Source organism: Seleniivibrio woodruffii (genome assembly GCF_029267515.1).
In the GTDB taxonomy this organism is placed as follows: Bacteria; Chrysiogenota; Deferribacteres; order Deferribacterales; family Geovibrionaceae; genus Seleniivibrio; species Seleniivibrio woodruffii_A.
The window spans coordinates 1-22,897 of the sequence record NZ_JAJUIS010000022.1 but is presented as its reverse complement, the minus strand read 5'-3'; the positions used below and the strand labels follow the sequence as shown (position 1 = coordinate 22,897).

At 46.8% G+C, this 22,897-nt stretch carries 16 protein-coding genes, 1 tRNA gene and 1 pseudogene; 1 reads left to right on the top strand and 17 read right to left on the bottom strand.

Going from position 1 to position 22,897, the window contains the following annotated elements:
• The 5 genes from Q7P67_RS12870 to Q7P67_RS12850 form a co-directional block, all read right to left on the bottom strand.
• Positions 1-150, bottom strand: a 150-nt coding sequence (locus Q7P67_RS12870; RefSeq protein WP_303852648.1) for a GTP-binding protein, incomplete at its 3' end; no start/stop codon positions are given.
• Between the two features lie 27 nt (positions 151-177).
• Positions 178-2,256: an elongation factor G gene (gene fusA, locus Q7P67_RS12865; protein WP_303852647.1), complete on the bottom strand. Its 2,079-nt coding sequence runs from the start codon at positions 2,254-2,256 to the stop codon at positions 178-180.
• A 12-nt stretch (positions 2,257-2,268) separates the two neighbouring features.
• Positions 2,269-2,739, bottom strand: coding sequence for a 30S ribosomal protein S7 (gene rpsG / locus Q7P67_RS12860; protein WP_303852646.1), 471 nt, complete (start codon positions 2,737-2,739; stop codon positions 2,269-2,271).
• 16 nt (positions 2,740-2,755) lie between these two features.
• Positions 2,756-3,127 carry a 30S ribosomal protein S12 gene (rpsL, locus tag Q7P67_RS12855; protein WP_132872082.1) on the bottom strand — a complete coding sequence of 124 codons (372 nt, stop codon included), beginning with the start codon at positions 3,125-3,127 and terminating at the stop codon, positions 2,756-2,758.
• Between the two features lie 215 nt (positions 3,128-3,342).
• Positions 3,343-4,794 (bottom strand): sigma-54-dependent Fis family transcriptional regulator, encoded by a 1,452-nt coding sequence (locus Q7P67_RS12850; protein WP_303852645.1) that lies wholly within the window; start codon positions 4,792-4,794, stop codon positions 3,343-3,345.
• Between the two features lie 647 nt (positions 4,795-5,441).
• Here Q7P67_RS12850 and Q7P67_RS12845 point away from each other — a divergent pair.
• Positions 5,442-7,850 carry a hypothetical protein gene (locus tag Q7P67_RS12845; RefSeq protein WP_303852644.1) on the top strand — a complete coding sequence of 803 codons (2,409 nt, stop codon included), beginning with the start codon at positions 5,442-5,444 and terminating at the stop codon, positions 7,848-7,850.
• Positions 7,851-8,175: 325 nt separating this feature from the next.
• On the opposite strand, the gene Q7P67_RS12840 is transcribed toward Q7P67_RS12845, so the two are convergent.
• The 12 genes and pseudogenes from Q7P67_RS12840 to tuf all read right to left on the bottom strand — a co-directional run.
• A complete protein-coding gene (locus Q7P67_RS12840) occupies positions 8,176-11,121 on the bottom strand; it encodes a putative Ig domain-containing protein (RefSeq protein ID WP_303852643.1) in 2,946 nt (981 codons plus the stop codon).
• A 235-nt stretch (positions 11,122-11,356) separates the two neighbouring features.
• Positions 11,357-15,421 carry a DNA-directed RNA polymerase subunit beta' gene (gene rpoC, locus Q7P67_RS12835; protein ID WP_303852642.1) on the bottom strand — a complete coding sequence of 1,355 codons (4,065 nt, stop codon included), beginning with the start codon at positions 15,419-15,421 and terminating at the stop codon, positions 11,357-11,359.
• A gap of 2 nt (positions 15,422-15,423) precedes the next feature.
• Positions 15,424-19,410: a DNA-directed RNA polymerase subunit beta gene (rpoB, locus tag Q7P67_RS12830; protein ID WP_303852641.1), complete on the bottom strand. Its 3,987-nt coding sequence runs from the start codon at positions 19,408-19,410 to the stop codon at positions 15,424-15,426.
• Between the two features lie 97 nt (positions 19,411-19,507).
• Complete coding sequence (gene rplL, locus Q7P67_RS12825; protein WP_303852640.1) at positions 19,508-19,885, bottom strand: 50S ribosomal protein L7/L12; 378 nt, start codon at positions 19,883-19,885, stop codon at positions 19,508-19,510.
• A 12-nt stretch (positions 19,886-19,897) separates the two neighbouring features.
• Complete coding sequence (gene rplJ / locus Q7P67_RS12820; RefSeq protein WP_303852639.1) at positions 19,898-20,416, bottom strand: 50S ribosomal protein L10; 519 nt, start codon at positions 20,414-20,416, stop codon at positions 19,898-19,900.
• A 103-nt stretch (positions 20,417-20,519) separates the two neighbouring features.
• Complete coding sequence (gene rplA, locus Q7P67_RS12815; protein ID WP_303852638.1) at positions 20,520-21,218, bottom strand: 50S ribosomal protein L1; 699 nt, start codon at positions 21,216-21,218, stop codon at positions 20,520-20,522.
• Between the two features lie 17 nt (positions 21,219-21,235).
• Positions 21,236-21,661 (bottom strand): 50S ribosomal protein L11, encoded by a 426-nt coding sequence (rplK, locus tag Q7P67_RS12810; protein ID WP_303852637.1) that lies wholly within the window; start codon positions 21,659-21,661, stop codon positions 21,236-21,238.
• A 23-nt stretch (positions 21,662-21,684) separates the two neighbouring features.
• Positions 21,685-22,209: a transcription termination/antitermination protein NusG gene (gene nusG / locus Q7P67_RS12805; RefSeq protein WP_303852636.1), complete on the bottom strand. Its 525-nt coding sequence runs from the start codon at positions 22,207-22,209 to the stop codon at positions 21,685-21,687.
• 10 nt (positions 22,210-22,219) lie between these two features.
• Positions 22,220-22,399, bottom strand: a complete 180-nt coding sequence (gene secE / locus Q7P67_RS12800; RefSeq protein WP_303852635.1) for a preprotein translocase subunit SecE — start codon at positions 22,397-22,399, stop codon at positions 22,220-22,222.
• 28 nt (positions 22,400-22,427) lie between these two features.
• Positions 22,428-22,503 (bottom strand) — tRNA-Trp (locus tag Q7P67_RS12795).
• A gap of 23 nt (positions 22,504-22,526) precedes the next feature.
• A complete protein-coding gene (gene rpmG, locus Q7P67_RS12790; RefSeq protein ID WP_303852634.1) occupies positions 22,527-22,676 on the bottom strand; it encodes a 50S ribosomal protein L33 in 150 nt (49 codons plus the stop codon).
• A 4-nt stretch (positions 22,677-22,680) separates the two neighbouring features.
• Positions 22,681-22,897: pseudogene (tuf, locus tag Q7P67_RS12785) on the bottom strand (elongation factor Tu); the annotation flags it as partial.

Below are 22,897 nucleotides of genomic sequence, written 5' to 3'. Positions count from 1 at the left end.
GATGTTACCGTAGTCTACGAACTGTGCGTATCCTTTTTTAGAAAGGATGTTCGTGATTGCTGCTGTCAGTGATGTCTTACCGTGGTCAACGTGTCCGATGGTTCCGACGTTAACGTGCGGTTTCGTTCTCTCGAATTTAGACTTGGCCATTTAAGTCCTCCTAAAACTTTTAACTTCTTATTTTGAATGAGCTTTAACTATTTCTTCAGCGATGTTGTTGGGAACCTGCTCATAGTGATCGAACTGCATTGTAGAGGTTGCTCTACCCTGAGTTATGGATCTCAGCTGAGTTGTATACCCGAACATCTCTTTCAGAGGCACCATACATTTGATAACCTGTGCGCCGCCTCTGATGTCCATTCCCTCAACCTTGCCTCTTCTGGAGTTAAGGTCGCCCATAACGTCTCCGGTGTATTCATCGGGACAAACGACTTCAACTTTCATGATAGGCTCAAGGATAACGGGACCCGCTTTCTTGGAAAGTTCCTTGAAAGCCATAGATGCCGCGATTTTAAACGCCATCTCGTTTGAATCCACGTCGTGGTATGAACCGTCGAAGAGGACTGCTTTAAGGTCTTCAAGGGGATAGCCTGCAAGACAGCCTGTCTCCATAGCTTCCGCGATACCTTTTTCGATAGCGGGGATATATTCTCTGGGAACAGTACCGCCCACAATCTTGTTTTCGAAAACGAAGCCTGTGCCGGGTTCCTGAGGATGCAGTTCGATGCAGACGTGACCGTACTGACCGCGACCGCCGGACTGTTTAATATATTTACCTTCACCGGAAACGGATTTTGTAATCGCTTCGCGGTAAGCAACCTGAGGATTACCCACGTTGGCTTCAACTTTGAACTCTCTCATCATTCTGTCGACGATGATTTCAAGGTGAAGCTCGCCCATACCGGCGATGATAGTCTGACCTGTTTCCTCGTCAACGCGCACTCTGAAAGAGGGGTCTTCCTGAGCGAGTTTCTGGAGGGCAACGGAAAGTTTATCCTGATCGCCTTTAGTCTTAGGTTCAACGGCAACTGAAAGCACGGGTTCGGGGAACTCCATTGCTTCAAGGATGACCGGTTTGCTTTCGTCGCAAAGAGTGTCGCCCGTGATGGTGTATTTAAGACCGACTGTGGCGCAGATATCGCCCGCGCAGATCTCTTTAATTTCCTCACGTTTGTCGGCGTGCATTTTCAGCAGACGTCCGATTCTCTCTTTTTTGCCTTTTGTAGAGTTTATAACGTAGTTACCGGCTTCAAGTATACCTGAGTATACTCTGAAGTATGTAAGCTGTCCCATATAGGGGTCAGTCATAATTTTGAATGCAAGAGCGGAGAAGGGTGCGCTGTCATCTGCTGCTCTCTCTTCCTCTGCTCCTGTGTCAGGATTCACACCTTTGATAGGCGGAATGTCTGTGGGAGAAGGAAGGAAGTCAACAACTGCGTCAAGCATTGTCTGAACACCTTTGTTCTTGAACGCTGTACCGCATATAACAGGGATGAAATCGATAGCGATAACGCCTTTACGGAGTGCCGCTTTGATTTCCTCCACAGAGAATTCCTCGCCGTCAAAGTATCTGTTCATCATCTCTTCATCGGATTCACAGATCATTTCAAGCATTTTTACTCTGTATTCTTCAGCCTGCTCAACAAGATCAGCGGGGATTTCCTCTTCGCGGAAAGTTGCGCCGAGTTCCTCGCCGTTCCATATAACAGCTTTCATCTTAACAAGGTCAACGATACCCTGGAATTTATCCTCAGCACCGATGGGAAGCTGGATAGGCAGGGGTCTTGCTTTCAGCCTGCTCTCAATCTGAGAAACAACGTTGAAGAAGTCTGCTCCGGTTCTGTCCATCTTGTTAACGAATGCGATTCTGGGAACTTTATATTTATCAGCCTGACGCCATACTGTTTCGGACTGGGGTTCAACACCGCCAACCGCACAGAAAACGGCAACAGCACCATCAAGAACTTTAAGAGAACGCTCAACTTCAATTGTGAAGTCAACGTGTCCGGGTGTATCGATGATGTTTATCACGTGGTCTTTCCACATACACTGAGTTGTCGCGGATGTGATTGTGATACCACGCTCACGCTCCTGCTCCATCCAGTCCATTGTGGCGGCGCCGTCGTGAACTTCGCCGATTTTATAGTTAACACCGGTGTAAAAGAGAACTCTTTCAGTTGTGGTTGTTTTACCGGCATCAATGTGCGCCATGATACCGATATTTCTCTGCATGTTCAGAGGAGCTTTTCTAGCCACAGTGAGCCTCCGTTACCATCTGAAGTGAGCAAACGCACGGTTTGCTTCAGCCATTTTGTGGGTGTCTTCTTTCTTTTTAAAGGCGTTTCCTTTGTTTTCGGAAGCGTCGATAAGTTCAAACGCAAAGCGGTCAACCATGGTTCTCTCTTTTCTGCCTCTTGAGGCATTGATGAGCCATCTGATTGAGAGCGCCTGTTTTCTGCTCTGTTTTACTTCGATCGGCACCTGATATGTGGCACCGCCGACACGTCTTGATTTAACTTCGAGCTGGGGCTTAACGTTTTCAACCGCCTGACGGAACACTTCGATTCCTTCTTTGCCGGTTTTAGCTTTGATAAGCTCAAGAGTTTGGTAGAATACTCTCTCGGCGACTGACTTCTTGCCATCGTACATCAGGCTGTTGATAAATTTAGTCACCAGAGTGTCGCCGTAAACGGGGTCACCAAGAACCTCACGTTTCTTAGCTACTCTTCTTCTTGCCATGTTAGTTCACCTTACCTTACTTAGGTCTTTTAGCGCCGTATTTGGAGCGGCTTTTCTTTCTGTTTTTAACGCCTTCTGCGTCCAGAGCCCCGCGGATGATCTTATAACGAACACCGGGAAGGTCTTTTACCCTGCCACCTCTAACAAGAACAACTGAGTGTTCCTGAAGGTTGTGACCGATACCGGGGATGTAAGCTGTAACTTCGATCCCTGAAGTGAGTCTCACCCTTGCAACTTTTCTAAGAGCCGAGTTAGGTTTCTTAGGCGTAGTTGTGTAAACCCTTGTACAAACGCCTCTTTTCTGAGGGTTTCCCTGAAGGGCGGGCGACTTGGTCTTTTCGACCGGTTTTTTTCTGCCTTTTCTTACCAACTGATTCAGTGTAGGCAACGTCGCACCTCCGTAAATATTGCTTCGCTTTCGTATCAGCAACCTGCGGCGATCTTCGGGCGCAACAGGACGCACCAATATCAGGCGAAGAGCAAATAACATAGCAACTGGGGAAGGTAAAGTCAAGAATAATATTTCATGAAACCCGCGCCGAAACGAGGAAATACGCCTTTTTGAAATAAACGGAATTCTCCCCGATGAAAAAGAGGCACAGGTTATGTTTTTTTGAAAGCGATACCGAGTTTTCTCATTTTATTTCTGAGAGTACTGGGATTCATTCCTAGTTTTTCTGCGGCTCCGTCGTCGCCGCTTATCTTCCATCTTGTCTGCTCAAGAGTTGTTAGAATATGCTTTTTTACTGTACTGTCAAGACATTCCGAACTTTCAGGAAATGAGGGGCAGGGGTCGTTTTCTATTACGCAGTCAAATTTCAGATGCTTCCCTTTGTTGATGATAAGCTCACGCTCTATTATGTTCTCCATTTCGCGGACGTTGCCCGGCCAGTCATACCGCTTAATTCTTTCCGTAACATAATTAGGAACCGTTGGAATATCTTTTATTCCAAAAGCGTTGCATTTCTTTTCGACAAGGTACCTGACGAACTCAGGTATGTCCTCTCTCCTTTTTCTCAGAGGCGGTATCTCTATAGGAAATACATTCAGACGCCAATACAAATCTTCACGAAAACGCCCATCCTTGACCATTTCTCTGAGATTTCTGTTTGTTGCAGCGATTATACGTACATCAACTTTTGTTGTTTTTCCGTTACCAAGTCTCTCTATCTCGCCGAACTGAATGGCACGAAGTAGCTTAACCTGCGACGCAAGCGGCAGTTCTCCGATCTCATCAAAAAACAAAGTACCCTTATGCGCAAGATGGAACCGACCGTTCTTAACAGTGTCCGCACCGGTGAAGGCACCCTTTTCATGACCAAAAAGTTCGTTATCCACAAGAGATTCGGGAATGGAACCGCAATTGACCTTTATAAATGGTTCATCTTTTCTTAATGAATTAATATGTATATAATTTGCTATAACATCTTTTCCGACACCCGTCTCTCCGGTTAAAAGAACCGTACTGGGAAACTTTGCGATGCTTGAAGCCATTTCAACAACCTTTTTCAAGCCTCCGTCCGCACCGACCAGAAATGCATTTTCCTCAACATTTTTATTAATGAATTCAATAAGATCGTGGCTTCTTCCAATAAGTCTGACATTATCTTCAATTAGTTTATTATAGACCAGAGCACTGAAAAAGAATTTTGAAACTGAATTGACAAGACACTTCAACAGTTTTTTATGATGCCCATTATATACATTGTCCTCAAAAGCTCTTATGACAAGCGCGCCGATTACTTTTGAAGAACCCTTTATCTGCAAAACAATGTCCGAGTTGCCTTTAAGCCCGATAAAATCAAGATACTCGCTCGGAAGGGGTGAATTATCATAACTCATATAGAAAACGTCTTCATCTCCGACACAAATATCTTTCTCGCTCAGACTGGAAGGCATATCAGTTGCGACATTTGACTTCAGCAGAACACCACGCTCAACCTGACTGATGTTATACATCTGATTCGTGGCTTCCACATAACATGCCATCTTGATGTAATCAATCGGCATATAATCGCGAAGAAGTTTGTATAAATTCATCAGAAAATCATCCACGTTACCGCTATGGAAGCAGACATGGGCGGCTTTATCAGAAAAACCGTCTAGATTCAGCATAATAAAAAACACCTCATAATTCACTGTCTTAAATAAGAATTATTTACATATGTAGCGATCTGTCAACATTAGAAATGTGTTTTTATTGCGAAAATTTCTCACAACATAAACTTTTCGAACAGCATAATACAATTCGTATATCTCATGATTTTGAGCAAGTTCAGTAATTTTGCCAAATACGACGATATTGCTCACCGCATACGACGAAAATGATTCCTAATAAAGTTATTATCAATAACATCAACAATGTAGGCTTTGGCATATCTGTTGCTTATACACTTTGAGAATATTTGATTGAAACAATTTAATACTTGATATGAAAAGAGAATATTTTAAACGCACCATTTGAAAGTTTGCACAGGAAGCCGGAGATGCAAAAACCGTTAGCCTCCAATTATCGGTTTTAACATCTTCTTTTCACTTCCACACAAAAGTGATGGCTTCCGGTGCTTTTTTAAGTTTAACGACTTTTTTACCGTTTAGCAACAAGCTCTTGCAAACTAATGACAGTACAGGAAATTTTCAGGAGGCTAATTTTATTGTCCTGTGTCTGTAAATCTGCAGAGATATTTATAGGAGGCTAATTTATGTTGAAGCGATTCTTATTTGTTTTATTGTTCGCTTTCACCTGTGCTTTTATGCTCACAGGGTGCGGACAGGATGGTTCTGACGGAGCCGACGGTTCTGATGCTGATGCTTCTGCTCTGATTGCAGAACTTCAGTCACAGCTTAGCGCCGGACTGATCACTATTGAGGAGTATGAAGCCGCAATAGCTGAATTACAGGCTCAGATTGCAGCGTCAGGAAAAATTTCATCTGTTGAATCCTGCGATACATGCCACGCAGAAGGTTCTGTTTATGAACCCGGTCACAGCGGCAAACTGGCGTCTTCCGGAACCCTTGTCGATTATACTAATGATTGGACAACCACGCTTGACAGTGTCGTAATGGATGGTACAGCAAACACAGCAACAATAACTTTTACAGTAACCAGCACAGGAACCGCTTTCTCCACAACAGGTATAGGGGTTCTGCTTAATATCTATGATACAACCACAAAAAGGTGGTCGCAAATTGCTGATGCAGCTGGTGCCAGCGGAACAAGCACTCTAATTACTGCAACAGGAACTGCAAACCAGTACTCTGCAGTTGTTACAGACGCAGATATCACCACAGCAAATGTTGCAGACAAAACTTTTATGATCCGTATAGCTTATGCAAACGGTAAAAACTCATTTGCAATAGTCAGAATTGTTAAAAACAATATTATTTATGCAATGGATTCCGATCAAAACCCAAGGAACCTTTACAGTGATAACAGTTCCGACCCCAGCTGTGCGAAATGTCACGGCAAAGGTGAGTTTGAATTTGTTTCAGGTTCTCACGCCCACAACCCGTACACTATGCCTTATGTAACAGTGGACGGCGACGCTTGTCAGATATGTCACATTGGTGCAAGCACAACTGCCAAAAACCCCACAACTTTTGCAAGCAACTTCAAATCTGCGCTTGTTACCAAAATACACGGTATTCACGCGGCAGACGGAGCATACAGCTATACAAGCAGCTACGAAGTTGATGCACCCAGCAATATGTCAGACTGCTCAGTATGCCACACAACTGACACTCAGCTTGCAAACGCTGTAGATAATACTAACTTCACATTTGATCTCTGCGCTACATGCCACGGAGACAGTGTTTGGGACAGCGACCCTATAGTTGACGCATTTGATGCAGGAACACTCCCCGGCTTCCACAAAAACTATACAAGTGCAACCGATTGCCAGACAAGCTGCCACGACGGCGCGTCAGGTGCCGCAGCTACGGTCACACTTGAAACTATCCACTCAGAAAACACTCATAATATGGAAGTTTCACTGGGTAAAGATATTGCATATGTTATAGATTCAGTAAGTGTTTCCGGCAGCACAGGTACTATAAAATGGCAGGCCACTAAGTCGGGAGTTGCTCAGAATATTCTCAGCACTTCAACTTCTGCACCGGTTTTCAACAACATCAATTCCGAAAGCAGGGGTGGTAAATCTTACACTCCCGTATTCCGCTTCGGTTTCTACACCGGTGATGATATTACCAATCAGGGTAACTCAACTCAGGGCGGGCAGCCTACCCTGTCTGTAGCTATAAATGCGACAACAACTGTTGCGAGCTCAGATACCGGCTACTATGAAACAACCTTTACAATTCCGTCTACAGTGACCGCAGAAAACGGGGTTGTGATTCTTGAAGGCGTTCCTGTAGTTTGGGCGACTGTAAACAACACCAGCACAGCATTTCTTGCTATAGTGGATTCTGTTTCTAAAAACTTCAAAGTCTCCGACGGCTCTGATATAGATGCTCGTCGTGAAATTGTTGACATGTCACTTTGCAAAAGCTGTCACACCGACATTCTCGGTCACGGACACAGCAGGGTGAACAGCATTGAAACATGTGTTCTCTGCCATAACCCCAACGCCACAGATGCATCACCGAGAGCTTCTCTTGCAAAACTCGGTTATGACACAACTGCTGACGGAAAAACCCAGCAGTCTTACGATATGAAAGTAATGATTCACAACATCCACTCAACTACTTTCTCAGGAACCCCATACTATGTTTACCGTTCAAGAGGCATCTATACATTCTATAATGGTGATGACACTACACTGCCTTCTGACTACGGTACATCTGGAGACGGAAGCACAAGCTGGAATAAAGTGAAAGTTCAGTATCCAAGGTCTATTGCATCATGTAACGCATGTCACATTAACGACAGCCAGTACAGCGCCGATCAGTCAAAAGCAATTCCTGTGACTGTTGATCAGGGCGATGATCTGACAACTCATGATGACGATACAGTGATAGGTCCTAATGCTGCCGCTTGTACAAGCTGCCATCAGGGAACTATTTCCGATACTGTTTCGACAACATCTCACACGAGATCTTTCGGTTATTATGTACAGATGATTAAAGAAGAAATACTCGCTCTTATAAGCTAGTATTTTGGATTTGACAATCAAACAGGGGGCGCTTTCCGGCGCCCCTGTTTTATGTTCTTTTTAACCCGCAGTTCGATATTTCAAAGCTATCGTCAGGCGCGCATTTTAATCTTTTGAGGTCGTTGCACTCCTCGCGAAGACGAAAAAGAAAGACCGTCTCTGTTAACTCTGAAATAGGATAGCAGTCTGCGTTTAGCAGACCGCCGCCCCATTGACGGGAAAATTTTAATTATCTGCCGCCCCGTACACAACGGACATTTTGGTTGCCATCTTTAGGCACAATATTAGTTATACCGAACCACTCTGTAATAGAAATCGCAGCAAACTACTGGCTGTTATAACTGCTGGAAGACCAGACATAAAATTGTTGTCTAGTAAATACCGGACTCATTGCAGGAGCAACATAATCTCTCTCCATAATAGACAAGAGATCACGCCTGTTCGGCAGTCTCCAGTCGCTGTATCCTCCGAGTTCACTGTTCTCGCAATATGTCAAGGCATCAGCCCATAACAGGTTTGAGTTGCTTGCATCATCCTGCCACATAAGCCCCGTGCGTTTATCTGATACAACTTCTTTAGTATTGTCTCTCACATAGTCGGCAGCTGGTTTTGAAGCTCCGCGAACACACCTGAAATTATATATATACCAATTATAATCTGTAGATGAAGTGCCTGTACTGAAATCAACAAACCAGTTACTCGGGGCATAACCTGCATCAACAGTATTCGTGATATATTTTGCATTTGCTGTATTTTGAAATACAGGATATATCCACGGAGCCGCACCGCCGTAATCAACTATAGTTTCCAGTTCTTCAATCGTAGGCAGTCGCCAGTCTGAGAAACCTCCGGATGTCATGCCGCTACATTGCAGAACAGCTAAATTAACATCGAAGACGTCTGTGGCCGCCGCCGCATCATCCTGCCACATGAGCCCGTTCAGGTTGTCTGTGACAATGTTTGTTGCGTCGTCCCTGGTGAAATCTGCCGTAGCACCCGCCTGATATGCGCCGTCCTGCCCGCTTGCCAGACATGCCGCAGCATCAAGAAGTGTTCCCGCTGTGTCCCAGCAGCTTGTCTGACCTGTCTTTGTAAGTAACCATGTGGCAACCGAAAGATTGAACTTCAGAGTGGACACGCCGCCCATTCTACCATCCGATACCGTTATGGTTATATTGTCATAAATGCCTATTTCGGCAGTACCGGAAACCTCTCCTGTGGATGAATTTATTGTCATCCAGTTCGGGTTGCCCGATATGCTGTATGTCAACGTATCTCCGTCTAAGTCACTCGCTATGGGGAAGAAACTGTAAGCACCTGCTTTCTGATACGTTATCGGTGTACCGATTATGGTCGGTGCATGGTTGTTTACAACTATGTCAAACGAGGCAAGTGATACCCCTGCGCTCTTGCTGTCCGTCACCGTTATCACGATTCCGCTGTATGTTCCCTCGACAGTGGGGGTTCCTGTCAGCGCGCCTGTCGTTGTGCTGAACGTTGCCCATGCGGGTCTGTTTGTGATGCTGTAGGTCAGCGTGTCACCGTTTGCGTCGCTTGCCGTGGGGGTAAAGCTGTATGCAGTGTTTATATACAGAGACGTTGTCGGCGCGCCGCTGATTGTCGGCGCAGCGTTAGGGTTTTCCACTGCTATTGTGAACGCCGCAAGGTCTGTTGTGGCTATACCGTCACTGACGCTTATCACTATATTTGTAAATGTACCCGCTGTCGTTGTGCCTGTCAGTGCGCCTGTTGTTGTGCTGAACGTTGGCCATGAGGGCTTGTTTGCTATGCTGTATGTCAGCGTATCGCTGTCAGCATCAGCACCTGTCGGAGTAAAGCTATATGAAGCCCCTGTCTCTTCAGAGGTAGACGGTGTGCCGCTGATAGAGGGCGCACGGTTGGTCACCGTGATTGTGAATGCCGCAAGATCTGCTGTTGCCGTGCCGTCTGACACTGTGATTACGATGTTGCTGTATGTGCCTGCCGCAGCCGTACCTGTAAGTGCGCCTGTGGTCTGGTTGAACGTTGCCCAGTCAGGTTTGTTTGCAATATTGTATGTCAGAGTATCATTGTCCGCATCCGCACCTGTGGGTGTGAAGCTGTATGAAGCATTTCGGTAAACCGCCGTTGCGGGTGTGCCTGTTATTGTCGGCGGTGTGTTCGGAACGGGAGACGCCGCCACTGTTATTGTGAAGGGAGCCAGGCTCACCGTGTCTGTACCGTCGGTCACGCTGATAGTTATACCTGTATATGTACCTGTAACCGCTGTTCCGGTCAGTGCGCCCGTAGCGGTGCTGAACGATGCCCAGTCAGGTTTGTTCGCAATAGTGAATGTCAGAGTATCATTGTCGGCATCACTTGCAGTGGGGGTAAAACTGTAGCTCTCGCCGTTACCTATATTATATGTGGGAGTACCTGCTATAGTGGGTGCTGTGTTAGTCGGAGGCTCGTTGCCTCCGGGTGTTGTCTGGCATACGCTGTTGCTCTTCTCTATTTCGCATACGGCGCCGACACTGCCGATTCCACCGTCAGGTGCATAGCATGTGAGCTGATAGCTTGCCAGTGCGGCATTTGCATAAGTCATGCCGTATTCTTCAGCCATCTTCTGTGTCATGGCAGCGGTAAGGTTGCCGCCGCTCCATGAGCTGCCGAACTTCATGTATAAGTTGGTGTCTGTTGTCTGCCCTGCGAAAAAGATTACTTTTGAACCTGTTATTGAAGAGAGTTTATCAGATATATCCGATGATGTGGCGCATGTTGTTGACCAGCCTGCGCCTGTGCGCTCCGCTATACCCATGAAACCTATGGGAAGATTTTCAGCATCAGAGCTGAAACCTGTTGGCAAACCGCCTTTCTGTTTCATAGGTATGCTGAGATTGTATGCTGTCGCCCTTTCGGACGTGTACTTAACTTTGCCGTTTCTTGGGAACTTCGCCGCAATCTCGGACGCAGTGCCGATTAAAACGATATCCCCGTATAATCCATCGTCGTCCGTCAAATATACAACCGACTTACCGCCGCTCTCGCTATATGTTATCTTAGCACCGGTAACAACTTGCCCGGACTCGTTCAGAGCAGCAACTTCGTATGTAATGCCGAGTAAGGCACTAGTTATAACTGCCTTGCCTGAATCGTCCGTAACAGAGTTGACATCTGTTCCATGATAAATAACATCCGAACTGAGATTGTTGTTCTGTGAATCGTTGTCGCTGTCAAAACATCCGGACAGCATAAACAACAACGCAGTAATAACTGCATAAATCAGTTTCATAATCAAGCTCCCCATAAATTCTCAGTGAGTATTTGCTTATTGATTTAAGCACTAACATTTATAACTATCAATTAATACAAATGAAATTCTTATAGTAATTTTAGTTAGCGCTCTTATTTCCAATAATTGCTAAATATATTTTAAATAGATGATGTAAATGTAATCAGCTCCGGACAGGTTGTGACAATTGAAAATAGAAAATAAAAAAGGGGGAGTTTTTGGCTCCCCCTTGCAATTATGCGTCTTTGCTTTCTCTGTTGATGAATTTATATTTGCTGCTGCAAATATGTTTGGAGCCCGTACCCGCTGGTATGAGTTTACCCATGATAACGTTCTCTTTAAGTCCTCGAAGTTCGTCCATCTTACCGGAGCAAGCCGCGTCGGTAAGAACTCTTGTTGTCTCCTGGAACGATGCAGCGGAGATAAAGCTATGGGTGTTAAGAGCCGCTTTGGTGATACCCTGCAGTACGGCGCGTCCCTGCGGCGGTCTCAGACCTTTCGACATCATCTCTTCATAAACTTTTACGAACTCGGACTTATAGACCTCTTCGTTAGGCATGAAGATTGAGTCGCCAGCGTCTTCAATAACAATCTTTTTAAGCATCTGACGTACGATTACCTCAATATGCTTGTCGTTGATATGAACACCCTGTTTACGGTAAACTTCCTGAATCTCGTCAACAAGATACTTTTGCAGAGCCTCTTCACCGAGAACCGCCAGAATGTCGTGGGGGTTCACAAGACCGTCGATAAGAGCCTCACCCGCTTTGATACGGTCGCCGTCGTGGACGTTGATGTATCTCTGAACGGAGATGCTGTAGCTTTTCTTAACGCCTGTCTCTTCGTTGGTGATAGTGAGTTTTCTGAGACCCCTTGCGGTGTTTTCGATGCTCACTATACCGTCTATCTCTGCGATAACTGACGGGTCTTTGGGTTTACGCGCTTCGAAAAGCTCTGCAACCCTGGGGAGACCGACAGTAATGTCTTTTGTTTTCTGCGTATCTCTGGGGATTTTTGCCACGATATCACCGGGCATAACCTCAGCACCCTCTTCAACCATGATGTTTGCACCGACGGGGAGGATGTAACGCTGAATTGTCTTGTTCTCCTCATTCTTGATGGAGATACGGGGCTGTTTACGACCCCTTGTGTTGCTGATGATAACCTTCTGGGACAGACCGGTAATCTGGTCGATGTCCTCTTTAAGGGTTTCACCCTCAACGATATCCCCGAATGCAACGCGACCTTTAAACTCGGTCATGATCACTGCTGCGTAGGGATCCCACTCAGCTATCAGATCGCCCTGTTTAACGGTTGCACCGTCGTGAATGTGGAGTTTCGTACCGTATGCGATGTTGTATTTCTCAAGAACACGTCCCTCAGTATCCATAATTTTAAGGATACCGTTACGGTTAAGGACTGTCGGCTCGCCGTATCTGTTATCGACGACTTTCATGTCCTCGGTCTGGATACGTCCACCTATCTTGGCGTTAAGGCTTGACTGCTCTGCTGATGATGACGCAACACCACCGATGTGGAATGTTCTCATCGTAAGCTGGGTGCCGGGTTCACCGATTGACTGAGCGGCGATGATACCCACTGCCTCGCCTATTTCAACTTCGCGGCGTGTGGCAAGGTCAAGTCCGTAGCACATGCGACATGCGCCGTGTTTGGCTTCACATGTCAGGATGGAACGAACCATTACCCTGTCAATACCGGCTTTCTCTATTTTAGAAACAATCTCTTCTGTTATGAGAGAGCTTGCCTCAACGATAAGTTCGTCTGTAACAGTGTCGTAGATATCCTCAAGGGTGTAGCGCCCGTAGATACGCTCGCCCAGAGACTCAACAACTTCAGAACCTTCCATAAGGGCTGTAATCTCGATACCTTTAATGGTATGGCAGTCGTCCTCAGCAATGATAACATCCTGAGCAACGTCAACCAGACGACGTGTAAGGTAACCTGAGTTTGCCGTTTTAAGAGCCGTATCCGCAAGACCTTTCCTCGCACCGTGGGTGGAGTTGAAGTACTCGGACACCGTAAGACCCTCGCGGAAGTTCGATGTAATAGGCGTTTCGATGATCTCGCCCGAAGGTTTCGCCATCAGACCACGCATACCCGCAAGCTGTGATATCTGCGCCTTAGAACCCCTCGCACCTGAGTGCGCCATGATGTAGATGGGGTTATAGAAACGCTCACGTTTCGCGGTTTTTGATTTATCACCGCCGATAGTCTGAATGTTTTTCATCAGTTTATCGGTAATGACGTCGTTTGTTGTAGACCATGTGTCGATGATCTGGTTGTAGCGTTCGCCAGCTGTCAGAGCACCTTCACGGTAATGGTCGTTGATTTCACGCACTTTCTGGTTTGCCTGAGCAAGCAGGTCGGCTTTCTCACCGGGGATGATGAAGTCATCGATACAGATTGAGAAGCCCGCAACCGTAGAGTATGCGAAACCGAGGTTTTTAAGGTTGTCAAGGAACTGCACTGTGTGGAAGTTACCCAAACGTTTGTAAATTGTGTCAACCAGTGTTACGAGGTCTTTTTTGGTGAACAGACGGTTAACGACATCGAACTCGATTCCTTTGGGGACTATCTTATAAAGGATTATCCTGCCGGGAATTGTGTCGTACATCTTGCCGTCCATTCTGACCTTTATCTCAGCGTGGATATCCACCTGTTTGTGGTCAAGGGCTATAAGAACCTCTTCGGGGTTGGCAAATTTCATTCCTGCGCCCTTAGCGTTGCGCATCTCACGTGACAGGTAATAGATTCCGAGAACCATATCCTGTGTGGGTGTCGCAAGGGGTTTACCGTGCGCAGGTGAAAGTATGTTGTAGGAAGCGAGCATCAGTGTGCGCGCCTCAAGCTGTGCTTCGTATGACAGAGGAACGTGAACCGCCATCTGGTCACCGTCGAAGTCCGCGTTGAACGCAGGACAGACGAGGGGGTGAAGTCTGATAGCCTTACCCTCGATGAGGACGGGTTCAAACGCCTGAATACCCAGTCTGTGCAGGGTGGGCGCACGGTTCAGCATTACGGGGTGTTCGCGGATAACCTCCTCAAGAACATCCCAGACCTCAGGTCTCTGCTCTTCAACCATCTTTTTAGCCTGTTTGATGGTTGATGCGATTCCTCTTTCCTTCTCAAGTTTATAGTAGAGGAAGGGTTTGAACAGTTCCAGCGCCATTATCTTGGGGATACCGCACTGGTGCATGTTCAGGCTGGGTCCCGCAACGATAACGGAACGGCCTGAGTAGTCAACCCTTTTACCCAGAAGGTTCTGACGGAAACGACCCTGTTTACCCTTGATCATGTCTGAAAGGGATTTAAGGGGGCGTTTGTTGGAGCTTCTGATAACTCTGCCGCGTCTGCCGTTGTCGAAAAGTGCGTCAACAGCTTCCTGAAGCATACGTTTTTCGTTGCGTATGATGATTTCGGGGGCGTTCAGCTCCATCAGTTTTTTGAGACGGTTGTTCCTGTTAATGACCCTTCTGTAAAGGTCGTTAAGGTCGGATGTCGCGAAACGTCCGCCGTCAAGGGGAACAAGGGGACGAAGTTCCGGCGGGATAACGGGGAGCACGTCGAGAATCATCCACTCAGGTCTGTTGCCGGATTTGCGGAAAGCCTCAACAACGCGCAGACGCTTAGCCAGCTTCATCTTTTTCTGCATACTTGTGGTGTCGCGCAGTTCCTCTTTCAGTTCGATGAGGAGGATATCGAGGTCAACCTTTTTAAGAAGGTCTTTAATAGCCTCTGCTCCTATCTTCGCTTCAAAAGAGTTGGGACCGTTGTCCTCAAGCAGTTTTCTGTATCTGTCCTCTGTAAGCAGTTCGCGCTCTTTCAGAGGTGTGGCCTTCGGGTCTGTAACGATATAGGACTCGAAGTATATAATGCGTTCGATATCCTTGATTGAAAGGTCAAGGATGGAGCCGATGCGGCTGGGCGTACCCTTGAAGAACCATATATGGCAGACGGGTGAAGCAAGGTCTATGTGACCCATTCTCTCGCGTCTTACCTTTGACTGAATAACCTCAACTCCGCACTTTTCGCACACGATTCCGCGGTGCTTCATACGTTTGTACTTACCGCAGAGACATTCCCAGTCCTTTACAGGTCCGAATATCTTCGCGCAGAACAGACCGTCCCTTTCAGGTTTGAAGGTACGGTAGTTGATGGTTTCAGGTTTTGTAACCTCTCCGGAAGACCACTCAAGGATCTTCTCAGGAGAAGCTATCTTGATCCTTATAGCATCGAAAAACTTTTCTTTTTTGTTGTCAAACAAGGTACTCACTTTCATGATTATGAGTCCTCCGTAGTGTCTTCTTCTGTAACTGCATCCTCAGGAAGCTCAATGATTCCGTCTTCGTTGGATGTCAGCAGTTCTATGTCAAGCGCCAGACCCTGAAGTTCTTTGATAAGAACGTTAAAGGATTCGGGCATACTGGGGCTGAATGAGAAGTTTCCGTTGACGATGGCTTCGTATACGGTTGTACGTCCTTCCACGTCGTCGGACTTGACAGTCAGCATCTCCTGCAGGATGTGCGCCGCGCCGTATGCCTCAAGTGCCCAAACCTCCATCTCTCCGAGTCTCTGTCCGCCGAACTGAGCCTTACCGCCCAGAGGCTGCTGAGTAACCAGAGAGTAGGGACCTGTTGAACGTGCGTGGAGCTTCGTATCAACAAGGTGGTGCAGTTTGAGGAAGTACATTATACCTACGGTAACTTCCTGTTCGAATTTCTCACCTGTCCTGCCGTCATAAAGATTTGTCTGACCGTCGGTCTGGAAACCGGCTTCCGTCAGCATGTCTTTAATATCCTGTTCGCGTGCGCCGTCGAAAACTTCGGTTGCAACCTTCAGACCGAGCGCGCGTGCAGCCCAGCCAAGGTGAACCTCAAGGATCTGACCGACGTTCATACGCGAAGGAACCGACAGGGGGTTCAGAACGATGTCAACCGGTGTGCCGTCGGGCAGATAGGGCATGTCCTGAATGGGAAGGATGCGTGAAACAACACCCTTGTTTCCGTGACGTCCCGCCATCTTGTCACCGACAGACAGCTTTCTTTTGATTGCCACATATACTTTAACGGATTTCAGAACGCCCGCCGGAAGTTCGTCGCCCTTCTCGACCTTGCGTTTCTTGTCCTTATAATACTCGTCGGACTCTTTAACCTTTTCGAAGTATATCGCGTTAATCTTTTTGATCTTCGCGTCGAGTTCTTTCGCCTCTGCAACATCGAGCTGGATAAGGTCTGTGTACGGAAGTTTAAAGAGAACTTCCTCTGCAAGAACAGTACCGGATGGGATGCTTGCCGTAGGCGAAGTGTATTCGCTTTTAAGCGTAAGCCCTACGAAGAGTTCCGCCACCTTCTCGTTTCTTGATTTCTCAAGAGCTTTAAGTTCGCGTTCGTAATCCTTCTGGATTGCGATATGCTCCTCTTTCTCTATCTGTTCTGTTCTGTAGTCTTTGTCAATTCCCCTTCTTGTCATCACCTGTACGTCAACGACTGTACCGTGGATGCTGGGGGGAACTCTCAGTGAGGCATCCTTAACGTCGCCCGCTTTCTCTCCGAAGATAGCGCGGAGCAGTTTTTCCTCAGGTGTTGCCTGAGTTTCGCCTTTGGGTGTCACTTTACCAACGAGGATATCGCGGGGTTTGACCCTTGCGCCGATACGGATTATACCTGATTCGTCAAGGTCTTTAAGAGCCTCATCGGAAACGTTTGGTATATCAGCCGTGATCTCTTCGGGTCCGAGTTTTGTGTCTCGCGCCTCAATTTCAAATTCCTCAATGTGGATAGAGGTGTATCTGTCCTCACGGACGACACGTTCTGAAATAAGGATGGAGTCCTCGTAGTTGTAACCCATCCAGGGCATGAACGCGAGAACCATGTTCTGACCGAGAGCAAGCTCACCGTTGTCAGTAGCGGGACCGCCCGCAAGGAACGAACCTACATGCACCTTCTCGCCGGGTTTTACGATGGGCTTGAAGTTGATGCAAGTGTCCTGATTGGATCTTCTGTATTTTACAAGTTCGTACACGTCCAGACCGAAGTCCTCTCCGTCCGTATAGCGTACGCATATCTTTGATGAATCGATATATTCTACAACGCCGGCTCTTTTGGCGGTGATAACCGCGCCGGAGTCAACGGCAACTTTCTGCTCCAGACCTGTTCCCACGATGGGGGAATCGGTACGGATAAGCGGAACTGCCTGACGCTGCATGTTTGAACCCATAAGCGCTCTGTTCGCATCATCGTGCTCAAGGAAGGGGATGAGAGCTGCCGATACGGAAACTATCTGCTTGGGAGAGATATCCATGAACTGAATAGTCTCTTTTCCTGTAAGCAGAGGTTCACCGAGGTGTCTTGCCGCAACGAAATCCTTAACAAAAGAACCGTCTTCGTTAAGTATCGCGTTCGCCTGAGCGATGAAGTAATCTTCCTCCTCAATGGCGGACATGTATACGACCTCATCCTGTACAACGCAGTCAGAAACCTTTCTGTAAGGTGTTTCGATGAAACCGAACTCGTTCACTTTCGCATATGTTGTCAGCGATGTGATAAGACCGATGTTGGGACCTTCAGGTGTCTCAATGGGACAGATACGTCCGTAGTGAGAGGTGTGAACGTCACGAACCTCAAATCCCGCTCTGTCTCGGTTCAGACCGCCGGGACCGAGTGCTGAGAGTCTTCTCTTGTGAGTAATCTCGCTCAGAGGGTTTGTCTGATCCATGAACTGAGAAAGCTGATAGCTTCCGAAAAACTCTTTAATGGATGCAGACAGAGGTTTTGCGTTCAGAAGATCCTGAGGTGTCAGGTCTTCAACATCCTGAATACTCATCCTCTCCTTAACGGTTTTTTCCATTCTGGAAAGACCGATACGGATATGGTTCTGAAGCTGTTCGCCCGCTGCTCTGACACGTCTGTGACCAAGGTGGTCTATGTCGTCTACGCGGTCGAGTCCTTTACGGATGTTCTCCAGAACGCGGATGGTCTCGACAATGTCCTCTTTTGTAAGAGTTGTTGTGTCAAGATCAACAGCAAGACCGAGTCTCTTGTTAATCTTCAGCCTGCCAACTTTTGACAAATCATATCTTTTCGGGTTAAAGAAAAGGTTGTCGAAAAGGTTTCTGGCTGTTTCCTCCGTTGCGGGTTCACCGGGACGGAGTTTTTTGTATATGTCGATAAGTGCCTCTTCCTGAGTTTTCACCTTGTCAGCCGCGAGGATATCCCTCATTACGCTGTCGGCGGTGAGTCTGTCGATGAAGAGAACTTTGAAGCTCTGTACGTTTGCTTCTTTTATCTTGTCGAAAAGCTCAAGAGTAACCTGAGTGTTCGCTTCGATAAGAACTTCGCCGAAGCTGTCAAGCACGTCTTCCGCAAAGAATGTGTGCTCGATATCGTCAAAAGTAATGGGCAGTCTTGAGATGCCCGCTTTTGCGATACGCTTTCTTGAAGCCTTAGTGATTTTATGTCCTGCCTTAACGATTACGTTTCCTTCCTCGTCAAGGATATCCTGACTGTTGCGCAGTCCCAGAACTATATCCTCATTAAACTCTTTGAACATTGCTTCGCCTTCGAAGAAAACGTTCTCTTTTGTATAGTAAATATTGAGGATGTCCTGTTCTGTGTAGCCAAGGGCTTTCAGAAGGACTGTCGATGGAATCTTACGCTTTTTGTCGATGCGGACATACATTATATTCTTCGAGTCGAAGTCAAAATCTATCCATGAACCCCTGTAAGGGATTATTCTCGCGCTGAAAAGGTGCTTCTCGATAACGCCTTTTGAAGATGTAAGATCTTCAAAAAAGATACCGGGCGAGCGATGGAGCTGATTTACGATAACCCTTTCGACACCGTTGATAACAAACGTACCGCGGTCAGTCATAAGGGGAATATCGCAGAGATAGACCTCCGATTCCTTGGCAGAAACAACTGATTTCTCACCTGTTTCCTCGTTGACATCATAAGTTACCAGCCTGACTTTGATTTTCAGCGGGGCAGCATATGTTGTACTTCTGTCAATGGCTTCCGAGGGTGTATATTTGTGTTTCTCTATTGTATAGCTGATATACTCCAGCACGGCGGTCTCGTTAAAGTCCGTGATGGGGAATATCTCTCTGAAGACCTCTTCCAGTCCTTTAAGTTTACGGCTATCGGGTCCTGCTTCGGCCTGCAGAAACTCTACATAGGAATCTTTCTGCACCTCAATGAGATCCGGAATATCAATAACTTTATTGATTCGGGAAAAGTTGCGTCTCTCGGTGGGTTTGCTGGTTAAATTCATTCGTTTCACCTTCCGGTAAAATTATTAACGAAAGAGGGGGGAGCAGTGCTCCCCCTTGTTAGGATTGCTTGTTTAACAGTAACTTAGAAGGAAGTTGTTACTTAACTTCAACAGTTGCGCCTGCTTCTTCAAGTTTAGCTTTGATAGAAGCTGCTTCCTCTTTAGTTACGCCCTCTTTAACGGGCTTCGGAGCTTCGTCAACAACAGCCTTAGCCTCTTTCAGTCCAAGACCTGTCAGCTCTCTTACAACTTTGATAACCTGAACTTTTTTGTCGCCGCCATCTTTGATGATTACAGCAAATTCAGTTTGCTCTTCAACAGCTTCTGCTGCTGCAGCGGGAGCTGCAACCATAGCTGCTACGGGAGCTGCTGCAGAAACGCCGAACTTGTCTTCAAGTTCTTTTACGAAATCAGCAAGCTCGATTACAGTCATTTTCTCGATAAACTCTACTACTTGTTCCTTAGTTACAGACATCTGTGTCCTCCATTAATTCTGTTTTTTATCTTTCACAGCGTTCAGGACGTTCAGCAGGCTTCTCGGTATATTTGCAAGAAGCGATACGAAGTTGACGACAGGTGCGTTCATGGAACCAAGCATCTTAGCGAGCAGTTCTTCACGGCTCGGCAGATCTGCCAGTTTGTTCACATCTTCAGCTGTGAGCTTGCTACCGTCAAGGTAGCCGGCTTTAATCTTAAACTTATCATAGGACTTGGCGAATTTCTTAAATTCTTTGGCGACAGCGGCAACGTCGCCTTTTACGATAGCGCATGTGGTCGGCTCTTTCAGATTTTCATCCAGAGCGGTAATATTGTTGTTGTGAAGGGCAATTTTCAGAAGCGTGTTCTTGACTACTTTGAAATCACTTCCCTGTGCTTTGATAGCTGCACGGATAGCAGTTATCTGGGGGAAGGTAAGGCCCTTGTAGTTTGCCAAGAACAGCGCATCGGCACCTTTAACCTGTTCGGAAAGTGCACTTACTAATTCTTCTTTATCAGCTCTTTTCACGCTGTTCCTCCGTTTCCGGTTGTCTATTGCAACCGATTTCCGCAGGATTTATCACGCCCTGTTGCAGACGCAACCTGCTTCTTTAACCGAATATTTTCCTGTGTTACAGATCGTTGACCAGTTTGTGGTGGTCTACTTTTACGCCGGGTCCCATGGTAGCTGAAAGGGTTATACCCCTGACGTAATGTCCTTTTGCTGAGGACGGCTTCATCTTGATAAGAGTATCAAGCAAAGCTCTGATATTTTGTTCGAGTTTGTCCAAATCGAAGCTCTTTTTGCCTACTGTAGTGTGAATGATACCGACTTTATCCACGCGGAATTCAATCATACCGGCTTTAAGCTCCTTCACAACTTTTGCCACATCTGCCGTTACCGTACCGACTTTGGGGTTAGGCATAAGTCCACGGGGTCCGAGAACTCGTCCCAGTTTACCTACCTGAACCATCATGTCGGGAGTTGCCACTACTTTGTCGAATTGCGTCCATCCGCCCTGGACCTTGTTGATAAGTTCGTCGTCACCTGCGAAATCAGCGCCTGCATCAAGCGCTTCTTTCTGTTTTTCGCCTTTGCAGAATACAAGAACCTTTACATCTTTTCCTGTACCGTTGGGAAGACTTACGGAACCGCGAACCATCTGATCAGCGTGCTTGGGGTTAACGCCAAGTTTGATAGCGATGTCGATGGATTCGTCGAATTTTGCGAAAGCGGCTTCCTTAGCGAGAGCTATAGCCTCTCCCAGATCGTAAGATTTTTCAGCGTCAATCTTACCTGAGGCAGTCTGGTACTGTTTTCCTCTAGCCATGTTTCACCTCAAAAAAATTAGTCTTTAACTTTGACACCCATGCTGCGCGCTGAACCGGCAACGATTTTCATCGCCTGCTCAATGTCAGTGGTGTTCAGGTCGGGCATTTTTGCCTCTGCAACCTTCTGGAGCTGTTCTTTTGTCAGTGTTCCGGCAACGTCTTTCTTAACGTTTGTCGCACCGCTTTTGATTCCCAGCTCTTTTTTGATCATGTCCGATACGGGAGGAGTTTTTGTCACAAAAGTGAAACTTCTGTCCTCGTAAACGGTGATGACCACGGGAATGATCCAGTCGCCCATGTTCTGGGTTTTCGCGTTGAACGCTTTGCAGAATTCCATGATGTTCACGCCTCTCTGACCGAGTGCGGGACCAACGGGGGGCGAGGGGTTAGCCTTGCCGGCAGGAATTTGCAGCTTAACGCTTCCTGTTACTTTCTTGGCCATTTATAAACCTCCGAATCAGGGATTTACCCTATCCGCTTAACCTGAAGATAATCAAGTTCGACAGGTGTTTGTCTTCCGAAAATGCTGACGATGACTCTGACTTTTTCTTTGTCGGGGTTAACGTCTTCAACTGTTCCTGTGAATCCGAGGAAGGGTCCGTCCACAACCTCAACCTTGTCGCCTTCCACATAGCGGGAAGCGATTCTGGGAGCCTGTGATTTGGCGAGATCAATCATCGCCTTGACATCCTGCTCGGGGATCGGAACGGGGTTGATGCCGCCCACGAAGCCGGTCACCTTGGGAATGCTTTTGACAACATGCCAGTTGGATGTGGTCATCTCCATATGGACGAGTATGTAACCGGGGAAGGTCTTCTTCTTACTGATTTTCTTTTTGCCTTTCTTCAGCTCCACAACGTCTTCCGTAGGAATAAGAACATCGTCTATCTGATCTTTCAGATTCTCGTTCTTAACCTTTTCCTCAAGGAGCGTGACAACACGCTTCTCGAAGCCGGAATATGTGTGTACTACATACCACTGTTTTGCCATGTTGATGTACCTAGTATAAAAACTGAGTGAGCTTGGCGAGACCGAAGTCCACAATACCCATGAACACTGACAGAACTATACAGATAGCTATGACAACGCCTGTCGTACCTATGGTCGCTTCTTTGGTAGCCCATACAACCTTTTTCAGTTCTTCTTTAACTTCGTTGTAAAACTCAGTTACCTTGATCATGTTTTTAAGCTCTTTTTTTATAAATTTATGGCAGGCCAGAGAAGACTCGAACTTCCAACCCCCGGTTTTGGAGACCGGTGCTCTGCCAATTGAGCTACTAGCCTGCAATTCTTTTAAGCGTCTGTGCTTACTTTGTTTCTTTATGAAGAGTGTGCTTGCGGTCGCGAGGACAGTACTTCATGAATTCCAGCTTGCCTGTGGTGGTTTTTTTATTCTTTGTAGTAGAATAATTTCTTTCTTTGCACTCGCTGCAAGCAAGTATGACTTTCTCTCTCATTATATTACTCCGAAATCTCAACAACCACGCCAGCACCTACGGTACGTCCGCCTTCACGGATAGCGAAGCGAAGACCGGGATCCATTGCGATGGGTGTGATAAGTTCAACATCACAGGAGATGTTATCGCCGGGCATTACCATCTCTACGCCTTCAGCAAGAGTGATGATACCGGTTACGTCTGTGGTTCTGAAGTAGAACTGAGGTCTGTAACCTGAGAAG

What these genes read in the sequence shown, in the direction of transcription:
- rpoC (WP_303852642.1), bottom strand. Translation starts at nt 15,421, where the DNA reads ATGAAAGTGAGTACCTTGTTTGACAACAAAAAAGAAAAGTTTTTCGAT.
- rplL (WP_303852640.1), bottom strand. Translation starts at nt 19,885, where the DNA reads ATGTCTGTAACTAAGGAACAAGTAGTAGAGTTTATCGAGAAAATGACT.
- rplK (WP_303852637.1), bottom strand. Translation starts at nt 21,661, where the DNA reads ATGGCCAAGAAAGTAACAGGAAGCGTTAAGCTGCAAATTCCTGCCGGC.
- nusG (WP_303852636.1), bottom strand. Translation starts at nt 22,209, where the DNA reads ATGGCAAAACAGTGGTATGTAGTACACACATATTCCGGCTTCGAGAAG.
- Q7P67_RS12845 (WP_303852644.1), top strand. Translation starts at nt 5,442, where the DNA reads ATGTTGAAGCGATTCTTATTTGTTTTATTGTTCGCTTTCACCTGTGCT.
- rpoB (WP_303852641.1), bottom strand. Translation starts at nt 19,410, where the DNA reads ATGAATTTAACCAGCAAACCCACCGAGAGACGCAACTTTTCCCGAATC.
- rpsG (WP_303852646.1), bottom strand. Translation starts at nt 2,739, where the DNA reads ATGGCAAGAAGAAGAGTAGCTAAGAAACGTGAGGTTCTTGGTGACCCC.
- Q7P67_RS12840 (WP_303852643.1), bottom strand. Translation starts at nt 11,121, where the DNA reads ATGAAACTGATTTATGCAGTTATTACTGCGTTGTTGTTTATGCTGTCC.
- rpmG (WP_303852634.1), bottom strand. Translation starts at nt 22,676, where the DNA reads ATGAGAGAGAAAGTCATACTTGCTTGCAGCGAGTGCAAAGAAAGAAAT.
- secE (WP_303852635.1), bottom strand. Translation starts at nt 22,399, where the DNA reads ATGATCAAGGTAACTGAGTTTTACAACGAAGTTAAAGAAGAACTGAAA.
- rplA (WP_303852638.1), bottom strand. Translation starts at nt 21,218, where the DNA reads ATGGCTAGAGGAAAACAGTACCAGACTGCCTCAGGTAAGATTGACGCT.